We start from the raw sequence: 19,219 nt of genomic DNA on the forward strand, positions 1-19,219 counted from the left end.
TTCTGTCGCCGCATGCGTTCTGCCATCGAATTCCTGCTGCTGGGTCTGGTCTGGGGAGCGTCGTTCGCGCTGTACCGGGTGGCGATTCCCGAATTCGGCCTCGCTGCGACGGTCAGCCTGCGCCTGCTGCTGGCGGCGACGGCGCTCTGCCTCGTATTCGGTTCTCCGTTGCGCAGCGTCGCGACCATCGACCGGCGGCGCACGCTGGGCTGGCTCGCGCTGATCGGCGCCGGCACCACCGCGTTGCCCTTCACGCTGTTTGCTGAAACCGTCATGCGCTCCAGCGCCGGCTTTGCTGCGGTGCTCAATGCCAGTTCGCCCCTGTTCTCGGCGCTGCTTGCGGTGTGCGTGTGGCGTGAGGCGCTGTCGCGCAGCAAGGCGGTCGGCCTGATGCTGGGCTTCGCCGGCGTCGCATTGCTGGCCAGCCTGCGCGAGCTCGGTCCGCTGCGCATCGGTATCGACGCCGTGCTGCTCGGCCTTGCGGGCGCTGCCTGCTACGGGCTGGGTGTGCAGTTGGCGCGGCGCAAGCTCGGCGATCTGAACGCATCGGCGGTGGCTACCGGGTTTTCGGTCACCGGCGCGATACTGCTGCTGCCCTGGGCGCTGGTTTCGCTGCCCGCCGCGCTGCCGTCGTGGCCGGCGATCAGTGCGGTGCTGGTGCTCGGTCTGGTGTCGACCGCGCTCGGCAACGTCATGTACTTCCGGCTGCTTGGCCGCATCGGCGCGACGCCGGCGCTGAGCGTCACGTTCGTGATTCCGCCGTTCGCCATGCTGTGGGGCCACCTGCTGTTCGAAGAGGTGCCGACGCCCGCCATGCTGGCCAGTACGGCAGTGATTCTGGTCGGTACCGCGCTGACGCTGGGATGGCGGCGAACGCCCCGGTGAAATTCCCGGTCAACGGACCGCCGGGGACTGCCGTTATGCACGAGGGTCGTTGCGACTCGCCAAACTTGTTCACCGTCAGCGGCTGGACTAGACTGGCGAGCCGCGCCGCCGAGTTGATGCCGGAGAGCCCGGCCCCGCGATAATCATTGGTTAAACTACTGTCGAGGAACGTCATGAGAACGATCATTTCCGCCGCCGTCTGTGCCATCGCGCTCGTGAGCGCACCGGCTTTCGCCAGCAAGGACCTGGCTACCGCCAAGGGCTGTCTGGGCTGTCACGCCATCGAAAAGGCGGGCGTCCTCGGCCCGGGCTATCAGGCTGTGGCGAAGAAGTACGAAGGCCAGAAGGACGCCGAAGGCAAGCTGGCGACCTTCATCCGCGCCGGCACGCCGGCCGGCTCCAAGCTGATGTGGGGCGGTGCGGTGCCGATGCCGGCCAATCCGGGCGTCAGCGAAGCCGACGCCAAGAAGCTGGCCGCCTGGATCCTCGCGGGCGCCAAGTAAGGCTGCGCAGCACGCGTCGCAGCAGAAGGCCGGCTGGCAACAGCCGGCTTTTTTTTGTTCAGCCGGAATAGCGGCGCTTACACCCCCTTTTCTCGGGCCTGCGGGTGACGCTGACCTTGCTAAGCTCGCGACGGACATGTGTCTGTCAGGAGAAGTCGAGCATGAGTGCAACGACCCCGCCGCGCGTCCGCTACGGCAAGCAGGTCACCGAATCGATCAATCAGACCCGGGTCCGCTACGTCATCCTGTTCGGCTGCGCAATCGCCACCCCCTTCCTCTTTCCGCCGACCTGGCCGCTCGTGCTGCTCGCCGTCGCCAGCTACGCACTGCGCATGTTCGGCGTCGAAGCCATCTACCACCGCTACTTCTCGCACCGCGCCTTCAAGTGTTCGCGCCCGGTGCAGTTCGTGCTCGCGGTGATTGCGTCACAGTGCGGCCAGCACGGGCCGCTGTGGTGGGCGTCGGTGCATCGCGTCCATCACCAGAACGTCGAACAGCCGGACGATCCGATTTCGCCGCGCCAGCACGGGCTGATGCAGTCGCACGTCGGCTGGGTCTGGTGCGAGCGCTACAAGGACACGGATCTCGACGTGGTACCCGACTTCGCGCGCTTCCCGGAAATCCTGTGGGTGAACAAGCACTACACGCTGCTCATGCTGTCCGGCGCGTTCTTCATCTGGCTGCTGGCGACGGCGGGTGCCTTCGGTCCGACCGTGACCGGCGGTGCTGCGCTGATGTGGGGCTTCTTCCTGCCGACCGCGCTCGGCGTGCAGACGGTGTCGCTGGTCAATTCGATCGGTCATTTCGGCCATCTCCCCGGTGGCTATCGCCGCTTCGACACCGACGACGATTCGGTCAACCGCCCGCTGCTGGCGCTGCTGACGATGGGTGGCGGCTGGCACAACAATCACCACCGCTACGGCGCCAGCGCACGCGCCGGCTTCGCCTGGTACGAAATCGACCTGACCTACTACATCCTCAAGTTGCTGGCCGCGCTGGGCATCATCCGCGACCTGCGCGACCAGCTGCCGGAAGATGTGCGTGAAGAAGGCGGGCTGGCGCCAGCGGCCGCAAAGGTCAGTGACCTGCGCTGAAGGTGTGTCGCACTCTTTTTCAGAGTGGATGGCCGCCCTGCAATGCATCACCTGAGTGCCTTGTTCCGGCAATGGGTCTTTACGACATGGTTGTGATGAAACGACGGCGGCCAAGCGCCCGTATTGGGTTCAAGGCACTTCACCATGTTCTTTCGCCGTCTCCTGTTGCTTCCCGGTGGCGGTCAAGAAGGGGGCGGCGGCAGCTGAACCGGATCGTGCTGTCGCGGCCGGAGCCGGAAGCGTATGCGCTGTTCCCTGCCGGTCCGGGTCTCATCCTTAAGGCGCAAGCGGTTCCGAGGTTCTGAAAAGCCGGCGTGCGAGGTGATGCAAGCGCACGCCATCCATCTTGTCTGCCGCCCGCCCGGCGCCGCAGCGCACAAACAAAATTGACGCTGCCCGCAGCCGCCCGCAAAATCCGGCGCTGACCTTCCTTCCAGCCTTGCGGAGACCTTTCATGACCCAACCTTTCCCGTCGCGTCCCCTGCCTGCGCTTCTCATTCTGTCGGCCTGCCTGCTCGCGGCGTGCGGCGAGCAGTCCGATACGGCGCCGTCGGCGGCATCCGTGGGCGGCGCACCGGCGATGGATGCTCCGCTGATCGTGCGGCTGGGTCATGTGGCCCCGCTGACCGGGCCGCAGGCGCATCTGGGCAAGGACAACGAGAACGGCGCCAGGCTGGCCATCGATGATCTGAACGCCGAGGGCTTCCAGATCGGCGGCAAGCCGGCACGTTTCGAACTGCTCGGCGAAGACGATCAGGCCGACCCGCGCCAGGGCACGACCGTGGCGCAGAAGCTCGCCGATTCGCGCGTCAATGCAGTCATCGGTCACCTGAACAGCGGCACCACGATTCCGGCATCGCGCATCTACCACGATGCGGGCATCGTCCAGGTGTCGCCGTCGGCGACCAACCCGCAGTACACCCGCCAGGGTTACGCCGGCGCGTTCCGCGTGTTCGCCGACGACGTGCAGCAGGGCGGCGCGCTCGGTACGTTCGCGATGAAGAACCTGAATGCGCGGCGCATCGCCATCATCGATGACCGCACCGCCTATGGTCAGGGCCTGGCCGACGAATTCGAAAAGGCCGCCAAGGCGGCCGGCGCAGAAATCGTCACCCGCGAATACACGACCGACAAGGCGACCGACTTCGCCGCCATCCTGACCAAGGTGAAATCGACTTCGGCCGACCTGCTGTTCTACGGCGGCATGGACACCCAGGCGGGCCCGATGGCGCGCCAGCTGAAGACACTCAATCTGGGCATCCCCATGCTGTTCGGCGACGGTGGCTGCACGGTGGAATTCCACAAACTGGCCGGCGAGGGCGCGGAAGGCCACTACTGCTCGCTGCCCGGCGTGCCGCTGGAAAAGATGGCCGGCGGCACCGCTTTCCGTGACCGCTACAAGGCGAAGTTCAACACCGACATCCAGCTTTACGCGCCGTATGCGTACGACGCGGTGCGCGTCGTGGCCGAGGCGATGAAGCAGGCCGGCTCGACCGATCGCATGAAATTCCTGCCCGAACTTGAACAGATCAACTACCCCGGCCTGACCGCGCAGATCGCCTTCGACGAAAAGGGCGACATCAAGAACGGCGCGGTGACGCTGTACCAGGCGAAGGCTGGCGCATGGTCTCCGCTGGAGACGATGGGCGGCGACGCGACGCCGTAAGCGCCGCGTGGACATTTTCATCCAGCAGATCATCAATGGTCTGGTGCTCGGCAGCATCTATGCGCTGGTGGCACTGGGCTACACGATGGTCTACGGCATCCTCGGGCTGATCAATTTCGCGCACGGCGAGGTGGTGATGATCGGCGCGCTGACTGCGCTGACCGCCATCGGCCTGCTGGTGCCGTCGGGGCTGCCCGGCCCGGTGGTGGTGCTCGGCGGCCTGCTGATCGCGATTCCGGTCTGCATGGTGGTCGGCTTCTCGATCGAGCGCATCGCCTACCGGCCGCTGCGCAACGCACCCCGGCTGGCGCCGCTGATCACGGCCATCGGCGTGTCCATCGTGCTGCAGCAGCTGGCCATGATGGGCTGGGGCCGCAATTACCACACCTTCCCGGCCATTCTGCCGACCACGCCGCACCAGGTGTTCGGCGCCGCGATCACCGATCTGCAGATCCTGATCGTCGTCACCGCCGCAGTGCTGATGTCGGCGCTGCTGTGGCTGATCACGCGCACCCGGCTTGGCCGCGCGATGCGCGCGACGTCCGAGAATCCGGCGGTGGCGCGGCTGATGGGTGTCGACGTCGATCGCGTCATCGCCTTCACCTTCGTGCTCGGCTCGGCACTGGCCGCGGTGGCCGGCGTCATGGTCGCGGCCAACTATTCGATCGCGCACTACGCCATGGGCTTCATGCTCGGCCTGAAGGCCTTCACCGCCGCCGTGCTGGGCGGCATCGGCAATGTCGGCGGCGCCATGCTGGGCGGCCTGCTGCTGGGCGTCATCGAAAGTCTGGGCGCCGGTTACATCGGCGACCTGACCGGCGGTTTCCTCGGCAGCCACTACCAGGACGTGTTCGCGTTCTTCGTGCTCATCCTGGTGCTGGTATTCCGCCCGTCCGGCCTGATGGGCGAGAAAGTGGCGGAACGGGCATGAGCGCATGGCATCTTTAACACATGACCTGTGCTACGCTGGTCCTGTGTAATTTTTCGATGTCGAGGGTGCCATGGCCAATCTTACGTTGGTGATCGATGACGAGTTGCTGCAGAAGGCGAGAATCCGGGCAGCGAGCGAAGGGACTTCGGTCAACGCTGTCGTGCGCGAGCAGATTGCCCGCTACGCCAGCGGCCGCGAGGCGCGCCTGCGCGCGTTGGCGGATCTCGACGCACTGGTCGACCGCCTCCAGCCCTCCAGCGGAGACGGCTGGACCTTCGATCGCAATGACATCTACGAAGAGCGGATGTCACCCCATGGCCCGGCGCGCGAGCAGTGAAGTTCTTCTTCGACACGAATGTCCTGCTGTACCGGATAGATACGGCTGACCCGATCAAGCAGCAGTCCGCCCGCGCGTGCTTCAACCACCACGCTGAAGCCGGCAACGCCGTCATCAGCACGCAAGTCATGCAGGAGTTTCATTACGTGCTTCGGGCACGATTCGCGTCCACCGTTCCGGCGGAGGACGCTTTTCGCATGACCGAGGCGCTGACGGTGCTCGATGTCGTACAGGTCACGCCGCAACTGGTACTGATCGCGGCGCGGCGCAGTCAGCATCATCGACTGTCGTTCTCGGATGCGCTCATCGTTTCAGCGGCCGCCCATGCCGGATGCGGCACGCTGATCACCGAAGACCTCAGCCACGGCCAGGTGATTGACGGCGTGCGTGTCGAGAACCCTTTTCTCGGTGACGCCACGTGACCCTGCCCGGCGACCCGAAGCTGCGCGCCCGGCTGGGCATCGTGCTGATCGGCATCGCGCTGGCGGTGCTGCCCTTCGTCGTCGGCGCGAATTTCGGCAATTCGTGGGTGCGCATCATCGATTTCGCACTGCTCTACGTCATGCTGGCGCTCGGCCTGAACATCGTGGTCGGCTTCGCCGGCCTGCTCGACCTGGGCTACATCGCCTTCTACGCAGTCGGTGCCTATCTGTACGCGCTGCTGTCGAGCCCGCATCTGGCCATCGCCTTTCCGGCCGTGTTCGCCAGTGCGCCGGCGTGGTCGGTGTGGCTGGTGCTGCCGCTGGGTGCGCTGGTCGCCGGCCTGTTCGGTGTGATGCTGGGCACGCCGACGCTGAAGCTGCGCGGCGATTACCTCGCCATCGTCACGCTCGGCTTCGGCGAAATCATCCGCATCTTCCTGAACAACCTGAATGCACCACTGAACCTGACCAACGGGCCGCAGGGCATCAACAACATCCAGTCGGCGCAGATCGCCGGCCAGTCGCTCGGCCGCAGCTTCGAACTGTTCGGGCTGCAGATCCCCTCGGTCACCGCGCACTACTACTTCTTCCTGGCGCTGACGCTGGCGGTCATCTTCATCTGCGTGCGCCTGCAGGATTCGCGGCTCGGCCGCGCCTGGGTGGCCATCCGCGAAGACGAACTGGCGGCGCGTGCCTGCGGCATCAATACGCGCAACGTGAAGCTGCTGGCGTTCGGGCTCGGCGCGACGTTCGGCGGCGTGGCAGGCGGCCTGTTTGCCGGCTTCCAGGGTTTCGTCAGTCCGGAGTCGTTCGGCCTGCTCGAATCCATCATGGTGCTGTGCATGGTGGTGCTGGGGGGCATGGGCCACATCGCCGGCGTCATCCTCGGTGCGCTGCTGCTGGCGTTGCTGCCCGAACTGCTGCGCTGGGGCGCCGCACCGGTGCAGCAATGGCTGTTCGGCAAGGTGCTGGTCGATCCGGAATCGCTGCGCCTGCTGCTGTTCGGCGTGGCGCTGGTGCTCGTGATGCGCTGGCGACCGGCCGGCCTGTGGCCATCGGCGCTGCGCAAGCGCGAACTGGCCGCGCACGCGGAGGCGACATGAGCGACCCGGTGGGCACGTTCGCGCAGGACGCAGTGCTGCTGTCGGCCAGCGGCGTGTCGAAGCGTTTCGGCGGCGTGCAGGCGCTGCGCGACGTGTCGCTGACGATACGGCGCGGTGAGGTGTATGGCCTGATCGGGCCGAATGGCGCCGGCAAGACCAGCTTCTTCAATGTGCTGACCGGCCTGTACAGCCCGGACGAAGGTCGCGTCATGTTCGACGGCCGTGACCTGCCGCCGGGCGTGCCGCACCGCATCGCCGGCGCCGGCATCGCGCGCACCTTCCAGAACATCCGGCTGTTCGGCGCCATGAGCGCGCTTGAGAATGTCATGGTCGGCCGGCACATCCGGCTGCGTACCGGCGTCATCGGCGCCATCCTGCGCACGCCGTCCGCGCGCGCCGAAGAGGCGGCGACGGAGGCGCGCGCGCATGCGCTGCTGCGCTATGTCGGCATCGACCATCTGGCCAACCAGCAGGCGACCCACCTCAGTTACGGCGACCAGCGCCGGCTCGAAATCGCCCGCGCGCTGGCGTCCGAACCCAAGCTGCTGGCGCTCGACGAACCGGCGGCCGGCATGAATGCCACCGAAACCGCCGGTCTGCGCACATTGATCGAAAAGCTGCGCGGCGACGGGCTCACCGCGCTGCTGATCGAGCATGACGTGAAGCTGGTGATGGGCCTGTGCGACCGTGTGGCCGTGCTCGACTACGGCGAGAAGATCGCCGAAGACGTACCCGACGTGGTGCGCCGCCATCCGCGCGTGATCACCGCGTACCTGGGCCAGCAGTCCGACCCGGAGGCCGCCTGATGCTGGAAGTACGCGGGCTGACCGTGCACTACGGCGGCATCCGGGCGGTCAAGGGCATCGATCTGGACATCGCGGCCGGCGAGAAGGTGGCGCTGATCGGTGCCAACGGCGCCGGCAAGACCAGCACGCTGAAGGCGCTGGCGCGCATGCTGCCGGCCGGTGGTGAAGTGCGTTTCGACGGCGGCGACATTTCGCATGCCCCGCCGCACACTCTGGTCGGTCGCGGTCTGGCGCTGGTGCCGGAAGGCCGCGGCGTGTTCGCCCGCCTGTCGGTGCGCGAAAACCTCGACATGGGGGCCTATGCGCGCGACGACCGCGCCGCCATCGCAGCGGATCTCGAACGTGTCTATACGCTGCTGCCGCGGCTGAAGGAACGCGCGGGTCAGACCGCCGGCACCCTGTCCGGTGGCGAACAGCAGATGGTCGCCATCGGCCGCGCGCTGATGAGCCGGCCGCGCCTGCTGCTGCTCGACGAGCCGTCGATGGGCCTGTCACCGGTCATGGTCGATACGGTGTTCGGCGTCATCCGCGACATCGCGCGCGACGGCGTCACCCTGCTGCTGGTCGAACAGAACGCGCGCCTTGCGCTGTCGCTGTGCGATCGCGGCTACGTGATGGACAGCGGACGCATCACGTTGGCCGCCGCCTCGGCCGAACTGCTCGACAATCCCGCCGTACGCGCCGCCTATCTGGGCGAGTGAGACGACAGCAGCCGTCGACCGGCGCAGCGACGAGTGCAATCGGCTGATCGAACAGAACATGGCCGTCATCGACAGCCTGCGCAACGGTCGCTGACCGACGCGCAGGCTGCTTTGCTGCAACGACGTTCAGGCCCTGTTGCGACGGCGACGCGCCACCATCAGCAGCAGACCCAGACCGGCGCCCATCATCAGCACCGACGACGGCTCCGGCACCGCACTGATCTGCAGGAAGGGGCGCATCGAGGCATCGGCCGACGCCGACGACGCATACAGCGCGCCGACGTAGCGGCTGTTGCCGTCAACGTCGAATTCCACCACGTCGCGCTGCGCCAGCAGCACACCGTAGTTCGACGACGGATTGTCGAGCCAGCTGCGTACCAGCGCCGTGGCATCGAAACTGACCCAGGTATTCACGCTGTTCTGCACCGTGCTCGAACTGGCCGTCATGGCGGTCATCGGCGCCGTTTCCCAGGTCACGCTGCTTTCGTTCCACGCTTCGAGCACCTGGAACATTTCGGTGGTCGCTGGATGCTCGGCGCTCGGGCTTTCGAACGGCGACAGCGACGGCACGCCATACAGGTTGATCGTCGCACTGCCGACGCCGGCCGACGTCAGGTTAAGCAGCCCGAGGTCGAAGCGGATCAGGGTTTTGGTGTCGTGCGCCCGCTCGACGCCGCCTTCGCCGAAACGCGGGTCGGTGTCCGCGGTGCCGAGGAAGTTGCCGAAGGGCACGGCGGCCGGCGGGTTCAGCGCCGACAGCGTGGTCGTGTCGAGATTGGTGCGGCGCGGTGCCGGAATACCGAATACACCGTCGATGCCGAATTCGTAGATGAACACGTCTTCGCTGGACGCTTCGTCCGGCTGCAGCGTGACATTGACGGCGGCGTTCGCGGCGTGGCCGAACGACAGGGCGGCTGCCAGGACAGCCGGTGCAAACAGGATTGAAGCTTTCATCTGAACCTCCGGAGTGTTGTGGGGTGACTGCGTCATGCGGGAACCGGACCCGTGTCGGCGACACGGTCAGGCTCGCGACGTCTACGCAGCCACTGCGCCGTCAGATGCAATGTCACCTGCGAACATCTCCGACCGCTAAAGTTGATGCCATCCGCATGTCGGGGTTAAGCTGTGCATCCCGCTCCCCGATACATCGCCCCTATGCTCCGATTGCGCGCATGGCTGTGCGTCGCGCTGTGCGCGGTGCTGTCGATGCAGGCCTCACAGGCTGCGCCGCCGGCACTGATGCACGCGCAGCGCCATCACGACGGCATCGATCCGGCCGCCTACTGGGTCAGCGAAAAGCTGGACGGGGTGCGCGCGGTGTGGGACGGGCGGGTGCTGCGCTTTCGCAGCGGGCGGCCGATCGCGGCGCCGGCCTGGTTCACCGCGTCGCTGCCTGCGGTGCCGCTGGATGGCGAACTGTGGATCGCCCGTGGCCGCTTCGATGTGCTGTCCGGTGTAGTGCGGCGCGATGTGCCGGACGATGTCGACTGGCAGCCGGTGCGCTACCTGCTGTTCGACCTGCCTGGTGCGCCGGGCGACTTCAGCCAGCGCCTCGCGCGCCTGAAGCACATCGTCGCCGACGCGGGTCTGCCCTGGCTGCAGGCCGTGCCGCAACAACGTGTGGCCGACCGGGCCGAACTGGCATCACGCTTCGCTGAGGTGGTCGCCGGTGGCGGCGAAGGACTGATGCTGCATCGGGCCGACGCGCTGTGGACGGCCGGGCGCAGCGATGCCCTGCTCAAGCTCACGCCCTTTTTCGATGCCGAAGCAGCCGTGACCGGCCACGTGCCGGGCAAGGGCCGTCACCGCGGCCGGCTCGGCGCGCTCGAGGTGGTGGATGCAGAAGGACGGCGTTTTCGCATCGGCAGCGGCTTCAGCGACGCGTCGCGCATCGCGCCGCCGGCCATCGGCACACAGGTGACCTACCGCTATCGCGAACTGACCGCCCGCGGCCTGCCGCGCTTCCCGGTGTTCGTTCGGGTGCGCGACCTGCCGTAGCGTTTCCTGTGGGAGCTTCCGCTGTGGGCGCGGCGATGCACGGTTGGCCCTGCATGGCCAACCGGCTCCGCGGGCGGCGAGCAGTGCTCGCCGAAACCCCCGCTCCGCCCTTGTGGGTGCGGCGGCCCCGCCGCGATGCGCACTTCGCGCTGCGATGGTCGTTGCACCGATCGCGACGGGGCCGTCGCTCCCAGAGGCGCTGCGCTTGAGGGCTTGCTGTGGTCTCCGAGGGTGCTGCCCTTGTGGGAGCGGCGGCCTCGCCGCGATGCGCACTTCGCGCTGCGATGGTCACTGAACCGATCGCGACGGGGCCGTCGCTCCCACATCCCTGCGCTGAGGTTTCGCTGTGGCCGTTGGTGGCGCCTCCCACAGGTCCCCCGCTTCCACAGGGGGCCTGTGTCTCCGCGCTCAGTTCTTCGAGAACGGCGTCGGACGCGGCGTGCTGTCGGCGGATGGCGGCAGAATGGGCAGCGTGAAGCTGGGTTGGTCACCGGTCAGCGTCTTCAGAAAGGCGACGATGCGCGCGTTTTCGTCCGGCGAGAATTTCCGGCCCAGTTGCAGCCGGCCCATGATGGTGACCGATTCGGCCAGCGTATTGGCCGCACCGTCGTGGAAGTAGGGGTAGGTCAGTTCCACGTTGCGCAGCGTCGGCACCTTGAAGTTGAAACGGTCGATGTCCTGGCCGGTCACCGCCGAACGCCCCTCGGCCGAACTCGTGGATTTGTACGGCTCGACCAGCCCCATCTTCTGGAACGTCGCGCCACCGACCGCCTCACCGTTGTGGCAGGCAATGCAGCCGCTGTCCTTGAACAGCTCGTAGCCGGCAAGCTCCTGCGCGGTGAGCGCGTCGTCCCGGCCGAGCAGCCACTGGTCGAAGCGCGAGTTCGGCGTCACCAGCGTCTTTTCGAATTCGGCGATCGCCAGTGTCACCTGGTCGATGTCGATCTTCTCCTTGCCGAACACCTGGCGGAATTCGCGCACATAGCCCGGAATGGTGCCCAGTACGCTGATGGCCAGCGTGTGCGAGAACGCCATTTCACCCGGGTTGGCGATCGGCCCGCCCGCCTGTTCCTTCAGATCGGCCGCACGGCCGTCCCAGAACTGCGCGACGTTCAGGCTCGAATTGAGCACCGTCGGTGCATTGATCGGCCCTTGCTGCCACTTGTCGCCGATCGAGGTCGGAATGTTGTCGGTGCCGCCCATCGACAGGTTGTGACAGGAATTGCAGGAGATGAAGCCGGACTTGGACAGACGCGGGTCGAAGTAGAGCTTCTTGCCCAGTTCGACCATGCCCAGATTGATGTTCTGCGGCGGACGGATGGGCTTGATGGGCTCCTCCCTGAAGGCCTGGCTGACCGCCAAACCCGACACCGCGGCGATCGCCGCGGCCAGAAGAATGCGTTTCATGCTGGGTACTCCCCTGTAAATGACTGACTACAGTGTGGCCAATCTGGACTCAGTCCAGACTGATCGAGGTCAACGATGCTTTCGGTTAGCGCAGTCACGCTGATGTGGCGAGAAAGGCCATCAGCGCAGCGCGCGCCTGTGGCAGTGCCGCGCTCAGGTCATGTTCGGCATCGAGGGCAATCAGCGGCGTACCGGGCCGCGCGGCCACCAGTCGGTGCGCTTCGGTGATCGGCACGGTGCTGTCGCGCAGACCGTGCGCCAGCAGCACCGGGCAGCGGACTTTCGGCAATGTGGCCAGCGGCGCGATGTCGTCGAAGCGCGCGCCGATCACTCGCTGCACCTGGCGCGTGATCAGCGCACCGAACGGTCGCCACGGGATGCCCATCGCCGAGAGATAGCGCCGCATCATGTCCTGCGGGTGCGCGAAGGCGGACAGGCTGATGACCGCCTGCGCACGCGGGCGGCGGCTGGCTTCCAGCAGCACGGCGGCGGCGCCGACCGAATGGCCGATCAGCGACAGCCGCGCCGCATCGACGTCGCAGCGCGCGCCGAGCCAGTCCAGTCCGGTGGCCACATCGTCGGCGAAGCGCGGCAGCGACATGAAGTCAATGTCATCGCTGTCGCCGTGCCCGCGTGCATCAAGCAGCAGCACGGCATGGCCGGCCTCGTGCAACGGGCGTGCGAGCGGCAGCATCATCGACGCATTGGCGCCCCAGCCGTGCATCACCAGTGCGGCCGGTGCGCGCGCTCCGGTGCCGGCCGGAACGAACCAGCCGTGCAGGCGCCGGCCATCGCAGGCCGTCAGCCATACGGTGACCGCCGGCAGTCCGCAGTCCGCCGGCGTGGTCCCATGCGGCTCGCGGGTCGCCGCGAAGCGTCGCAGCAGCCAGCGTCTGAACGGCGACGCGTGGATGTCGACACGCTTCGCGACATGCGACGCTGTCGGTGGCTCCGGCGCGATTCCATTCCGGCAGGTGGCTCTGATCAAGGCAAACACAGGGTCTTGGGTCATGGGCTGGACAAGCGATCGAGAAAATGTCGGCGGACTGCGCGCAAGGATCGGTCCGCTGAATCCGTCCCGGCACCGTTGCCGCCGCCGGGCACGTTTCCCCTATCAAGATGCGTGCCGTGCGCGACGGCTCGTTCTTGCTGCGCAAAAGACGCATCCATTCATGGACTTGGGGCTGCGCCCGCCGACTGCATGCGTCCTGCCGCGCTGCCAGACGACTGCCCAAGATGGCAGCACCACTGCCAAAGTCAGTGCGTCCGCCCGGCCAGCTTGCCGCGCCCAGCGCTCATGCAACTGATTTGAATGGCTTTTCCCCCTCCTGCCGCATCTGGCACGGCACTTGATAGGACAGTGCACACACTCCTTCTCGCCCTGCCGAACCCATCGTGTATTTCCATCCGATAGAAGAACCCGATTCCGGACAGATCGGCTACCTGCTCGCCGATGGCGACACGCAGGACGCCGTCATCATCGATCCGCCGCCGCGCAGCACCGAACTGCTGCTTGCGTTGCTGGCCGAGCGCCGCCTGCGCTTGAGTCACGTGCTGCGCACCCATGTCCATGCCCGCCAGCCGCTGAACTGCAGCGCGCTGAGCGAGCTGACCGGCGCCATGCTGGTGATCGCCGACGGTGTTGGCATCAATGCCGCCTGCCCGGCGAAGGTCGAGCGCGCGGTGCACGGCAGCACGCTGGTGTTCGGCCAGGAGGTGCTGCGCGTGCTGGCCACGCCCGGCCACACCGCGCACTGCGTGAGCTATCTGTGGCGTGATCGCCTGTTCTGCGGCGATGCCTTCGATCTGGGCAGTTGCGCCGATGGCGACGATGACGCCGATGCCGGCCTGCTGTACGACAGCCTGACCTGCCGCCTTTTCATGCTGCCGGAACAGACCCTGGTGTTTCCGGCCCATCCGCTGCGCGGCCGCCGCGTGGCCACGCTGGGCGAACTGCGCCTGCGCAGCGCACCGCTGCTCGCCGGCAGTCGCGACGCCTTCATCACCGACATGACATCCAGACGCGCCGCACATCTGCGGCACGCTCGTCCTTCGCCGACGGCGAAGCGGCGCTGACGCCCCACCCCTTCCAGTCACAACCCCGGAGACCTACCCATGAAGAAAGCACTCGCCACTCTCGCACTCGCCACCCTGTCGACCGTCGCACTGGCCGACAAGCAGGCCGTCACCGTCATCCTCAGTGCCGAAAGCGGCATGACCCAGGGCATGGCCCTGGTGCTGGCCAACCAGATGCAGGAACAGGGCGGACAGGTCGACATCCTGCTGTGCGACAAGGCGGGCGACCTCGCGCTGAAGGGCGCCGGCGGCACGCCGCTCAAGCCCAAGGACGTCACGCCCGCGCAACTGCTGGATGCAGCCATGAAGAAGGGCGCCACCGCGTCGGTGTGCGCGATCTATCTGCCGAACACCGGCCACAAGCCGGACATGCTGAAGGACGGCATCGCACCGGCCAAGCCGGATGCCATGGGTCGTGCGCTGATGGAGCCGAACCGCAAGGTCGTGGCGTTCTGATTTTCGCGGTGGGCGGGCGGGCGCCTGTCGCCCGCCCGCACTGATACCTTGTCCTCTTCGGCGTCGGCCGTCGCGGATCTGCATCTGCGTGTCCGACAGCCAGCCTCACGCACTCGCCGCCATCCACGCGGTCTTCCACCTGTGGCGTGCCTGCCGCAAGCGAGGTGTGAAATGACCATTCCAATTGATGTTCTCGAGGCCGAAGTCCTGAGCCTCCCTGAAGCAGAACGCGTCAAGCTCATCGACCGGCTCAACTCGAGCCTGGAGAAAGACCCCGAGTGGGCGACCGCCTGGTCGAAAGAGGCCGATTGTCGGGAGGCTCGCATCGCCAGCGGCGAAGCGGCACAAGTGCGCGGCTAGGACGTAGTGGCGCGTATCCGCTTACGGCGTCTGCCCCGGAAGACAGTGTAGCGAGCGGCGATCTGAACGCTTCGTTGTACCGATGACCGGCGCGTTAGCTACACTCATTGCCACGTCATCAGTCCCCGGGGAGCCGGCAGCAGCAGCTTCGGTTGCACTGCCTGAAATCGTCATGCGTGAAGGCCGTTGGACAAGAGATCAACTGAAGCTTGCCTTTCATTTGTATTGCCAGCTTCCATTCGGAAAGCTGCATTCGCGCAATAACGAGGTCATGCAGTTGGCCAGCCAGATCGGCAGAACGCCGTCAGCCGTGGCCATGAAGCTTGTGAACTTCGCCAGCCTTGATCCGGCGATCACGAGTACGGGCCGAAAGGGCCTTGATGGCGCGTCTGCGCTCGACCGCGAGATCTGGGCGGATTTCCATGCTGACTGGGAAAGTCTGGCACTTGAGTGCGAGCGACTGCGCAAGCAATTCGTGGCGGATGCTGCGGTCGACCCGATGGAAGAGGAGGCGCTACAGGGCTTCGAGATTCCGGACGATTTCACCGGCGAATCCCGCCGCGTCCTGACCGAACAGCGCATCAAGCAGAACTTCTTCCGCCGCGCTGTGCTGGCCAGTTATCGCGGTCGATGTTGCATGTCCGGGGTTTCCGAACCGCGGCTGCTCATTGCAAGCCATATCGTGCCGTGGAAGGCGGACAAGGCAAACCGGCTCAATCCGGGCAACGGGCTGTGTCTTTCCGCCATTCATGATCGTGCTTTCGACCAAGGGCTCATTTCGCTGAGCGACGACTGGAAAGTCCTGCTGTCGGACAAGCTGCGCCGATCCGATGAGCCCTTCGTCGAGTCCGTCTTCAAACCGCTCGAAGGCCGCACGATCGAGCTACCGCATCGCTTTGTGCCTGAGGCCGCCTTTCTTCGAAGGCACCGCAGCGAGGTATTTCTCGACAACCGCTGGGCAGGTTTCGCATGAATGAGTACAGCATTTTCGACTACCTCTACCGCGATGCAGGCAACTACAAATCGTGGCGCAGCCTGTTGCTCGAAGGATGCGCGACTTCAGCCGACATCGAGGCAGTCAAGGCAAGCCTTGACCGTGGTGAGTTCTTCATCGCCGAACAGCTCGGAATTCCGGCCGCGTATGCGAAGCCGGAGGAAGGCAAGAGCACGCCGACCGAGGATGACCACGTCTGGCATGAGTTTTCCGAACTGAGACCTGCACAGGCAGACGAGTTAGCTGGCGAGCCGTGGGGAGCGGTCGCTGAACTCGTGATGCGGTTCAGGTCGGTGACGCGATGGGATGAGCGGCTGTCGCCTCATTGGGATTTGTGAGGTCATCCGCGCAAGCGCTGAGCGGGAGGACGACTGCTCAGCGCTTGCGCAATCTCATCCTCAGCGCTCCATCAGTCCTTTCGCTCGCCGGGGTGCGTTTTCAGCCAATCGCGGAGCGCACTGTTGATACGCGTCTGCCAGCCCACTCCGCCATCCTTGAATGCCTCAAGAATGTCCGCATCCAGGCGAATGTTGACGTGCGCCTTCGGCTGGAGCGTTACGGGTCGTCCTCGCTTGGGCTTCAGCATTTCTTCAGCCACGTCTTCGCCCATCAACTCGGGCAGCACGCTTTTCGCGGGCCGCGCTTTCGCGAACCATTCCTCGGTGGCCTCGGGTGCATCGGCGTCCAGGCATTCAGGGTTGGGTTTGCGCTTCATAACGAGTCCTTTCGCGTTTGTTGGCCCGGCGCAGGCTGATCACGTGCAGTGCGCCCTCGCGTGGTGTGAATACCAGCATGCACAAGTGCTCATCGATGAAGCCCAGCGCCTGAAAACGCCGCTCCGGGTAAGCTTGCCGAGTGTCCTCGACGATGAGGGCGACGCTCCAGTCGAACTGTTGGGCAAGCGCGAATGGCATGCCGCGCTCTTGATCATTACGCTCACTTTTGGCAGGGTCGTAGGTCAGTCGCACCGATTTATTGTATCCACAAAAATCGGATTGTCCACTGGGCCTTCGCCCGCCTCGCGACCACTGCCGCGATCGACTTAGGTTCCCGGCTTCAGGCCGCGGTCGCGCCGTCGTCCCCGATCAGCAGCCGCGTATCCGACAGCCACGCATGCGGTGGCACTTCGAGATTGGTGGGCGCTGGCTGGTTGCGGAACACGCGTCCTGCGAGGTCGAAGGTCGAGCCGTGGCAGGGGCACAGGAAGCCGCCCGGCCAGTCGTCGCCCAGACCGGAACTGCTGCCGGTGTCGATCTTTTCGGTCGGCGAGCAGCCGAGGTGGGTGCAGATGCCGATCACCACCAGATAGTCGGCGCGGCGCGCGCGCTCGCGATTGGCGGCATAGCCGGGCTGCTGTGCTTCGGCCGATGTGGCGTCGGCCAGACGTGCTTCGTGCCGCTCGAGCGCGGCCAGCATTTCGGGCGTCCGGTGCAGCACCCAGACCGGCTTGCCGCGCCATTCGACGGTCATCATGCTGCCCGGCGCCAGCTTGCTCACGTCGGCTTCGACCGGCGCGCCGGCGGCACGCGCCCGATCGGACGGCGCGAAGCTGGACAGGAAGGGGACGGCGGTCGCCGCGACGGCAATTGCGCCGACGCCGGTGGTGGCGATCAGCAGGCGGCGGCGGTCGGCGCACATCGCGTGCGGAAGGAGGGCGGGCAGTTCGGTCGTGTGGGTCATGGCACGGGCTCCGGTGAAGCATGCGGAAAAGGACGAAGCCGGCGACCCGGGTCACTGCCTGCCCCCGGTTGCCGGTTTCTGTCACTGGACATTCGCAATCCGCGTGCCACTCGGCACTTTCACCGCAGCGCGCCGTTTGCGGTCGATGCATGTGCCAGCCGGAACTGCCGCGCTGCCAGCGCAGTCAGGGCTGCCTGCCAGCGATGGCGCAGTCGCACCGCTCGCAGCGCCGGTTTCAGTCCTGCGCGATGCCCAGCGCGCGCAGCCGGCGGTACAGCGTGCGTTCGCTGATGCCGAGCTTGCGGGCGAGGTCGTGGCGGCTGCCGGTGTGGTTGCGCACCACGCGCGCGAGCATCTGACGCTGCGCCTCTTCCAGATCGACCGCGCCCTCGCCCTCCACCGGCAGACCGTCTGTCGCGTCACGGCGGGCAGGGCCTGCGCAGCCGATGCAGATTTCCTCATCGAGATGCTGCGTGCCGATCTCTTCGCCGTCGCACAGCAGGCTGGCGCGTTCCAGCACATTGCGCAGCTCGCGCACATTGCCCGGGAAGGCATAGGCCTGCAGCGCGCGCATGGCCGCCGGCGCCACGGTCAGCCGACGGTTGGGTGCGACGCGTGCCAGCAGCGACTCGACCAGCAGCGGCAGGTCTTCGCGCCGTTCGCGCAGCGGCGGCACGACGATCGGGAAGGCGTTCAACCGGTAGTAGAGGTCCTGCCGGAAGCGGCCTTCGGCAATCATCTGCTTCAGCGGCCGGTGCGTGGCCGACACCAGGCGGACGTCGGCGCGCATCAGTTCGGTGGAGCCGACGCGGCGATAGGTGCCGGTTTCCAGCAGGCGCAGCAGCTTCACCTGCATGGTCAGCGGAATGTCGCCCAGCTCGTCGAGGAACAGCGTGCCGCCGCTGGCCGCCTCGATCAGACCTGCCTTGCGTGCGATGGCGCCGGTGAAGGCGCCTTTTTCGTGGCCGAACAGCTCGCTTTCGAACAGGGTGTCCTGCAGGCCGGAACAGTCCACCGCAACGAAGGGGCGGTCGGCGCGCCGGCTGGCGTCGTGCACCGCCTGCGCCACCAGTTCCTTGCCGCTGCCGGATTCGCCCTGCAGCAGCACGCTGGCGTCCGAAGGCGCCACCCGCGCGACCAGTTCGAGCATGCGCTGGAAGGCGGGCGCGCGGCCGATCAGGCCACTGCGTTCGGACACGCCGCGCGCCACCTTCAGCGGCTCCATCTTTTCGATGAACCACGCGATGTCGCCGCTGCCGTTGCGCACCGGTGTGAGTTCGATGTTCACGTACTCCTCGCCGCGCGGCGTCTGGTGCAGATGCAGCACGCGCTCGCGCTGTTCCGATTCCAGGCTGCGCGCCAGCGGGCAGGCCTCGCCGGCGCGGTCGCACGGCACGCTGTAGTGGTGCGACACGTCGTAGCAGGTGCGCCCGACCACGCTGCGACCGCCGCCGTACTGCGCGCGGTAAGCCTTGTTGGCGGCGATCACGCGGTAGTCGCGGTCGAACAGGATGTGCGGCTCGGGCGCCAGTTCGATGAAGGACACCAGTTCGGGCAGCGGACGCAGTTCGTCTGACATGGCACTGACAGTTCTGACGTGATCGGGCTGTCAGTCTGTGTCGCTGTCAGTTCCAGGGTCAAGGTCTACCGATAGGGTAGTTCGACAAATCACTCATCCATATGGATTTTTGATCTTTGTCATCGTGCTGGCACGAGACTTGATATGTCATGGATACGGCCAAGCCGTGCGCCTTGAGTCTGGCGGACCCGAAACCCGGATGTCTCTCCGGGCGTCGGCGT

At 66.2% G+C, this 19,219-nt stretch carries 23 protein-coding genes; 16 read left to right on the forward strand and 7 right to left on the reverse strand.

Going from position 1 to position 19,219, the window contains the following annotated elements; translation table 11 throughout:
* The first annotated feature begins 12 nt into the window (after positions 1-12).
* From BSY238_RS09425 to BSY238_RS09470, 10 genes are all read left to right on the forward strand, one after another.
* The gene (locus tag BSY238_RS09425) at positions 13-885 is read left to right on the forward strand and encodes a DMT family transporter (protein ID WP_069038908.1); all 873 of its coding nucleotides are present in this window, start codon (positions 13-15) and stop codon (positions 883-885) included.
* Between the two features lie 173 nt (positions 886-1,058).
* Positions 1,059-1,388 (forward strand): c-type cytochrome, encoded by a 330-nt coding sequence (locus BSY238_RS09430; RefSeq protein WP_069038909.1) that lies wholly within the window; start codon positions 1,059-1,061, stop codon positions 1,386-1,388.
* Positions 1,389-1,549: 161 nt separating this feature from the next.
* On the forward strand, positions 1,550-2,482 hold the full coding sequence (locus BSY238_RS09435; protein WP_069038910.1) for an acyl-CoA desaturase: 933 nt from the start codon (positions 1,550-1,552) through the stop codon (positions 2,480-2,482).
* A 454-nt stretch (positions 2,483-2,936) separates the two neighbouring features.
* On the forward strand, positions 2,937-4,148 hold the full coding sequence (locus BSY238_RS09440; protein ID WP_069038911.1) for a branched-chain amino acid ABC transporter substrate-binding protein: 1,212 nt from the start codon (positions 2,937-2,939) through the stop codon (positions 4,146-4,148).
* Positions 4,149-4,155: 7 nt separating this feature from the next.
* Complete coding sequence (locus BSY238_RS09445; protein WP_069038912.1) at positions 4,156-5,079, forward strand: branched-chain amino acid ABC transporter permease; 924 nt, start codon at positions 4,156-4,158, stop codon at positions 5,077-5,079.
* 70 nt (positions 5,080-5,149) lie between these two features.
* A complete protein-coding gene (locus tag BSY238_RS09450) occupies positions 5,150-5,416 on the forward strand; it encodes a hypothetical protein (RefSeq protein ID WP_069038913.1) in 267 nt (88 codons plus the stop codon).
* Positions 5,413-5,838 (forward strand): PIN domain-containing protein, encoded by a 426-nt coding sequence (locus BSY238_RS09455; protein ID WP_069038914.1) that lies wholly within the window; start codon positions 5,413-5,415, stop codon positions 5,836-5,838. Before BSY238_RS09450 ends, BSY238_RS09455 begins: the two co-directional genes overlap by 4 nt.
* Before the next feature lie 2 nt (positions 5,839-5,840).
* Positions 5,841-6,941 (forward strand): ABC transporter permease subunit, encoded by a 1,101-nt coding sequence (locus BSY238_RS09460; RefSeq protein ID WP_069040588.1) that lies wholly within the window; start codon positions 5,841-5,843, stop codon positions 6,939-6,941.
* Positions 6,938-7,747, forward strand: coding sequence for an ABC transporter ATP-binding protein (locus tag BSY238_RS09465; RefSeq protein WP_069038915.1), 810 nt, complete (start codon positions 6,938-6,940; stop codon positions 7,745-7,747). The genes BSY238_RS09460 and BSY238_RS09465 overlap by 4 nt, the downstream gene beginning before the upstream one ends.
* Positions 7,747-8,448 (forward strand): ABC transporter ATP-binding protein, encoded by a 702-nt coding sequence (locus BSY238_RS09470; protein WP_069038916.1) that lies wholly within the window; start codon positions 7,747-7,749, stop codon positions 8,446-8,448. The genes BSY238_RS09465 and BSY238_RS09470 overlap by 1 nt, the downstream gene beginning before the upstream one ends.
* 126 nt (positions 8,449-8,574) lie before the next feature.
* On the opposite strand, the gene BSY238_RS09475 is transcribed toward BSY238_RS09470, so the two are convergent.
* Positions 8,575-9,402: a DNRLRE domain-containing protein gene (locus BSY238_RS09475; RefSeq protein ID WP_069038917.1), complete on the reverse strand. Its 828-nt coding sequence runs from the start codon at positions 9,400-9,402 to the stop codon at positions 8,575-8,577.
* 210 nt (positions 9,403-9,612) lie between these two features.
* Here BSY238_RS09475 and BSY238_RS09480 point away from each other — a divergent pair, with 210 nt between their 5' ends.
* Positions 9,613-10,446, forward strand: coding sequence for a DNA ligase (locus BSY238_RS09480; protein ID WP_069040589.1), 834 nt, complete (start codon positions 9,613-9,615; stop codon positions 10,444-10,446).
* Between the two features lie 408 nt (positions 10,447-10,854).
* Here BSY238_RS09480 and BSY238_RS09485 read toward each other — a convergent pair whose 3' ends face one another.
* Both BSY238_RS09485 and BSY238_RS09490 read right to left on the reverse strand, forming a co-directional pair.
* On the reverse strand, positions 10,855-11,853 hold the full coding sequence (locus tag BSY238_RS09485; RefSeq protein WP_069038918.1) for a cytochrome-c peroxidase: 999 nt from the start codon (positions 11,851-11,853) through the stop codon (positions 10,855-10,857).
* A gap of 94 nt (positions 11,854-11,947) precedes the next feature.
* Positions 11,948-12,841 carry an alpha/beta hydrolase gene (locus BSY238_RS09490; protein ID WP_223300080.1) on the reverse strand — a complete coding sequence of 298 codons (894 nt, stop codon included), beginning with the start codon at positions 12,839-12,841 and terminating at the stop codon, positions 11,948-11,950.
* Positions 12,842-13,248: 407 nt separating this feature from the next.
* Here BSY238_RS09490 and BSY238_RS09495 point away from each other — a divergent pair, with 407 nt between their 5' ends.
* The 5 genes from BSY238_RS09495 (at position 13,249) to BSY238_RS09515 (ending at position 16,077) form a co-directional block, all read left to right on the forward strand.
* Positions 13,249-13,929: an MBL fold metallo-hydrolase gene (locus BSY238_RS09495; RefSeq protein WP_069038919.1), complete on the forward strand. Its 681-nt coding sequence runs from the start codon at positions 13,249-13,251 to the stop codon at positions 13,927-13,929.
* 39 nt (positions 13,930-13,968) lie between these two features.
* The gene (locus BSY238_RS09500; protein WP_069038920.1) at positions 13,969-14,385 is read left to right on the forward strand and encodes a hypothetical protein; all 417 of its coding nucleotides are present in this window, start codon (positions 13,969-13,971) and stop codon (positions 14,383-14,385) included.
* A 171-nt stretch (positions 14,386-14,556) separates the two neighbouring features.
* The gene (locus tag BSY238_RS09505; protein ID WP_069038921.1) at positions 14,557-14,745 is read left to right on the forward strand and encodes an addiction module protein; all 189 of its coding nucleotides are present in this window, start codon (positions 14,557-14,559) and stop codon (positions 14,743-14,745) included.
* Positions 14,746-14,917: 172 nt separating this feature from the next.
* On the forward strand, positions 14,918-15,718 hold the full coding sequence (locus tag BSY238_RS09510) for an HNH endonuclease (RefSeq protein WP_069038922.1): 801 nt from the start codon (positions 14,918-14,920) through the stop codon (positions 15,716-15,718).
* Positions 15,715-16,077 carry a hypothetical protein gene (locus BSY238_RS09515; protein ID WP_069038923.1) on the forward strand — a complete coding sequence of 121 codons (363 nt, stop codon included), beginning with the start codon at positions 15,715-15,717 and terminating at the stop codon, positions 16,075-16,077. Before BSY238_RS09510 ends, BSY238_RS09515 begins: the two co-directional genes overlap by 4 nt.
* Before the next feature lie 71 nt (positions 16,078-16,148).
* Here the strand turns inward: BSY238_RS09515 and BSY238_RS09520 are convergent, their stop codons facing one another.
* From BSY238_RS09520 to BSY238_RS09535, 4 genes are all read right to left on the reverse strand, one after another.
* A complete protein-coding gene (locus tag BSY238_RS09520) occupies positions 16,149-16,454 on the reverse strand; it encodes a BrnA antitoxin family protein (RefSeq protein ID WP_069038924.1) in 306 nt (101 codons plus the stop codon).
* Positions 16,432-16,707, reverse strand: coding sequence for a BrnT family toxin (locus BSY238_RS09525; protein ID WP_069038925.1), 276 nt, complete (start codon positions 16,705-16,707; stop codon positions 16,432-16,434). Before BSY238_RS09525 ends, BSY238_RS09520 begins: the two co-directional genes overlap by 23 nt.
* Positions 16,708-16,795: 88 nt before the next feature.
* On the reverse strand, positions 16,796-17,419 hold the full coding sequence (gene petA / locus BSY238_RS09530) for a ubiquinol-cytochrome c reductase iron-sulfur subunit (protein WP_223300081.1): 624 nt from the start codon (positions 17,417-17,419) through the stop codon (positions 16,796-16,798).
* 235 nt (positions 17,420-17,654) lie between these two features.
* On the reverse strand, positions 17,655-18,998 hold the full coding sequence (locus tag BSY238_RS09535) for a sigma-54 interaction domain-containing protein (protein WP_069038926.1): 1,344 nt from the start codon (positions 18,996-18,998) through the stop codon (positions 17,655-17,657).
* Between the last annotated feature and the right edge of the window lie 221 nt (positions 18,999-19,219).

Origin of the sequence: Methyloversatilis sp. RAC08, from assembly GCF_001713355.1 — a bacterium.
In the GTDB taxonomy this organism is placed as follows: Bacteria; Pseudomonadota; Gammaproteobacteria; order Burkholderiales; family Rhodocyclaceae; genus Methyloversatilis.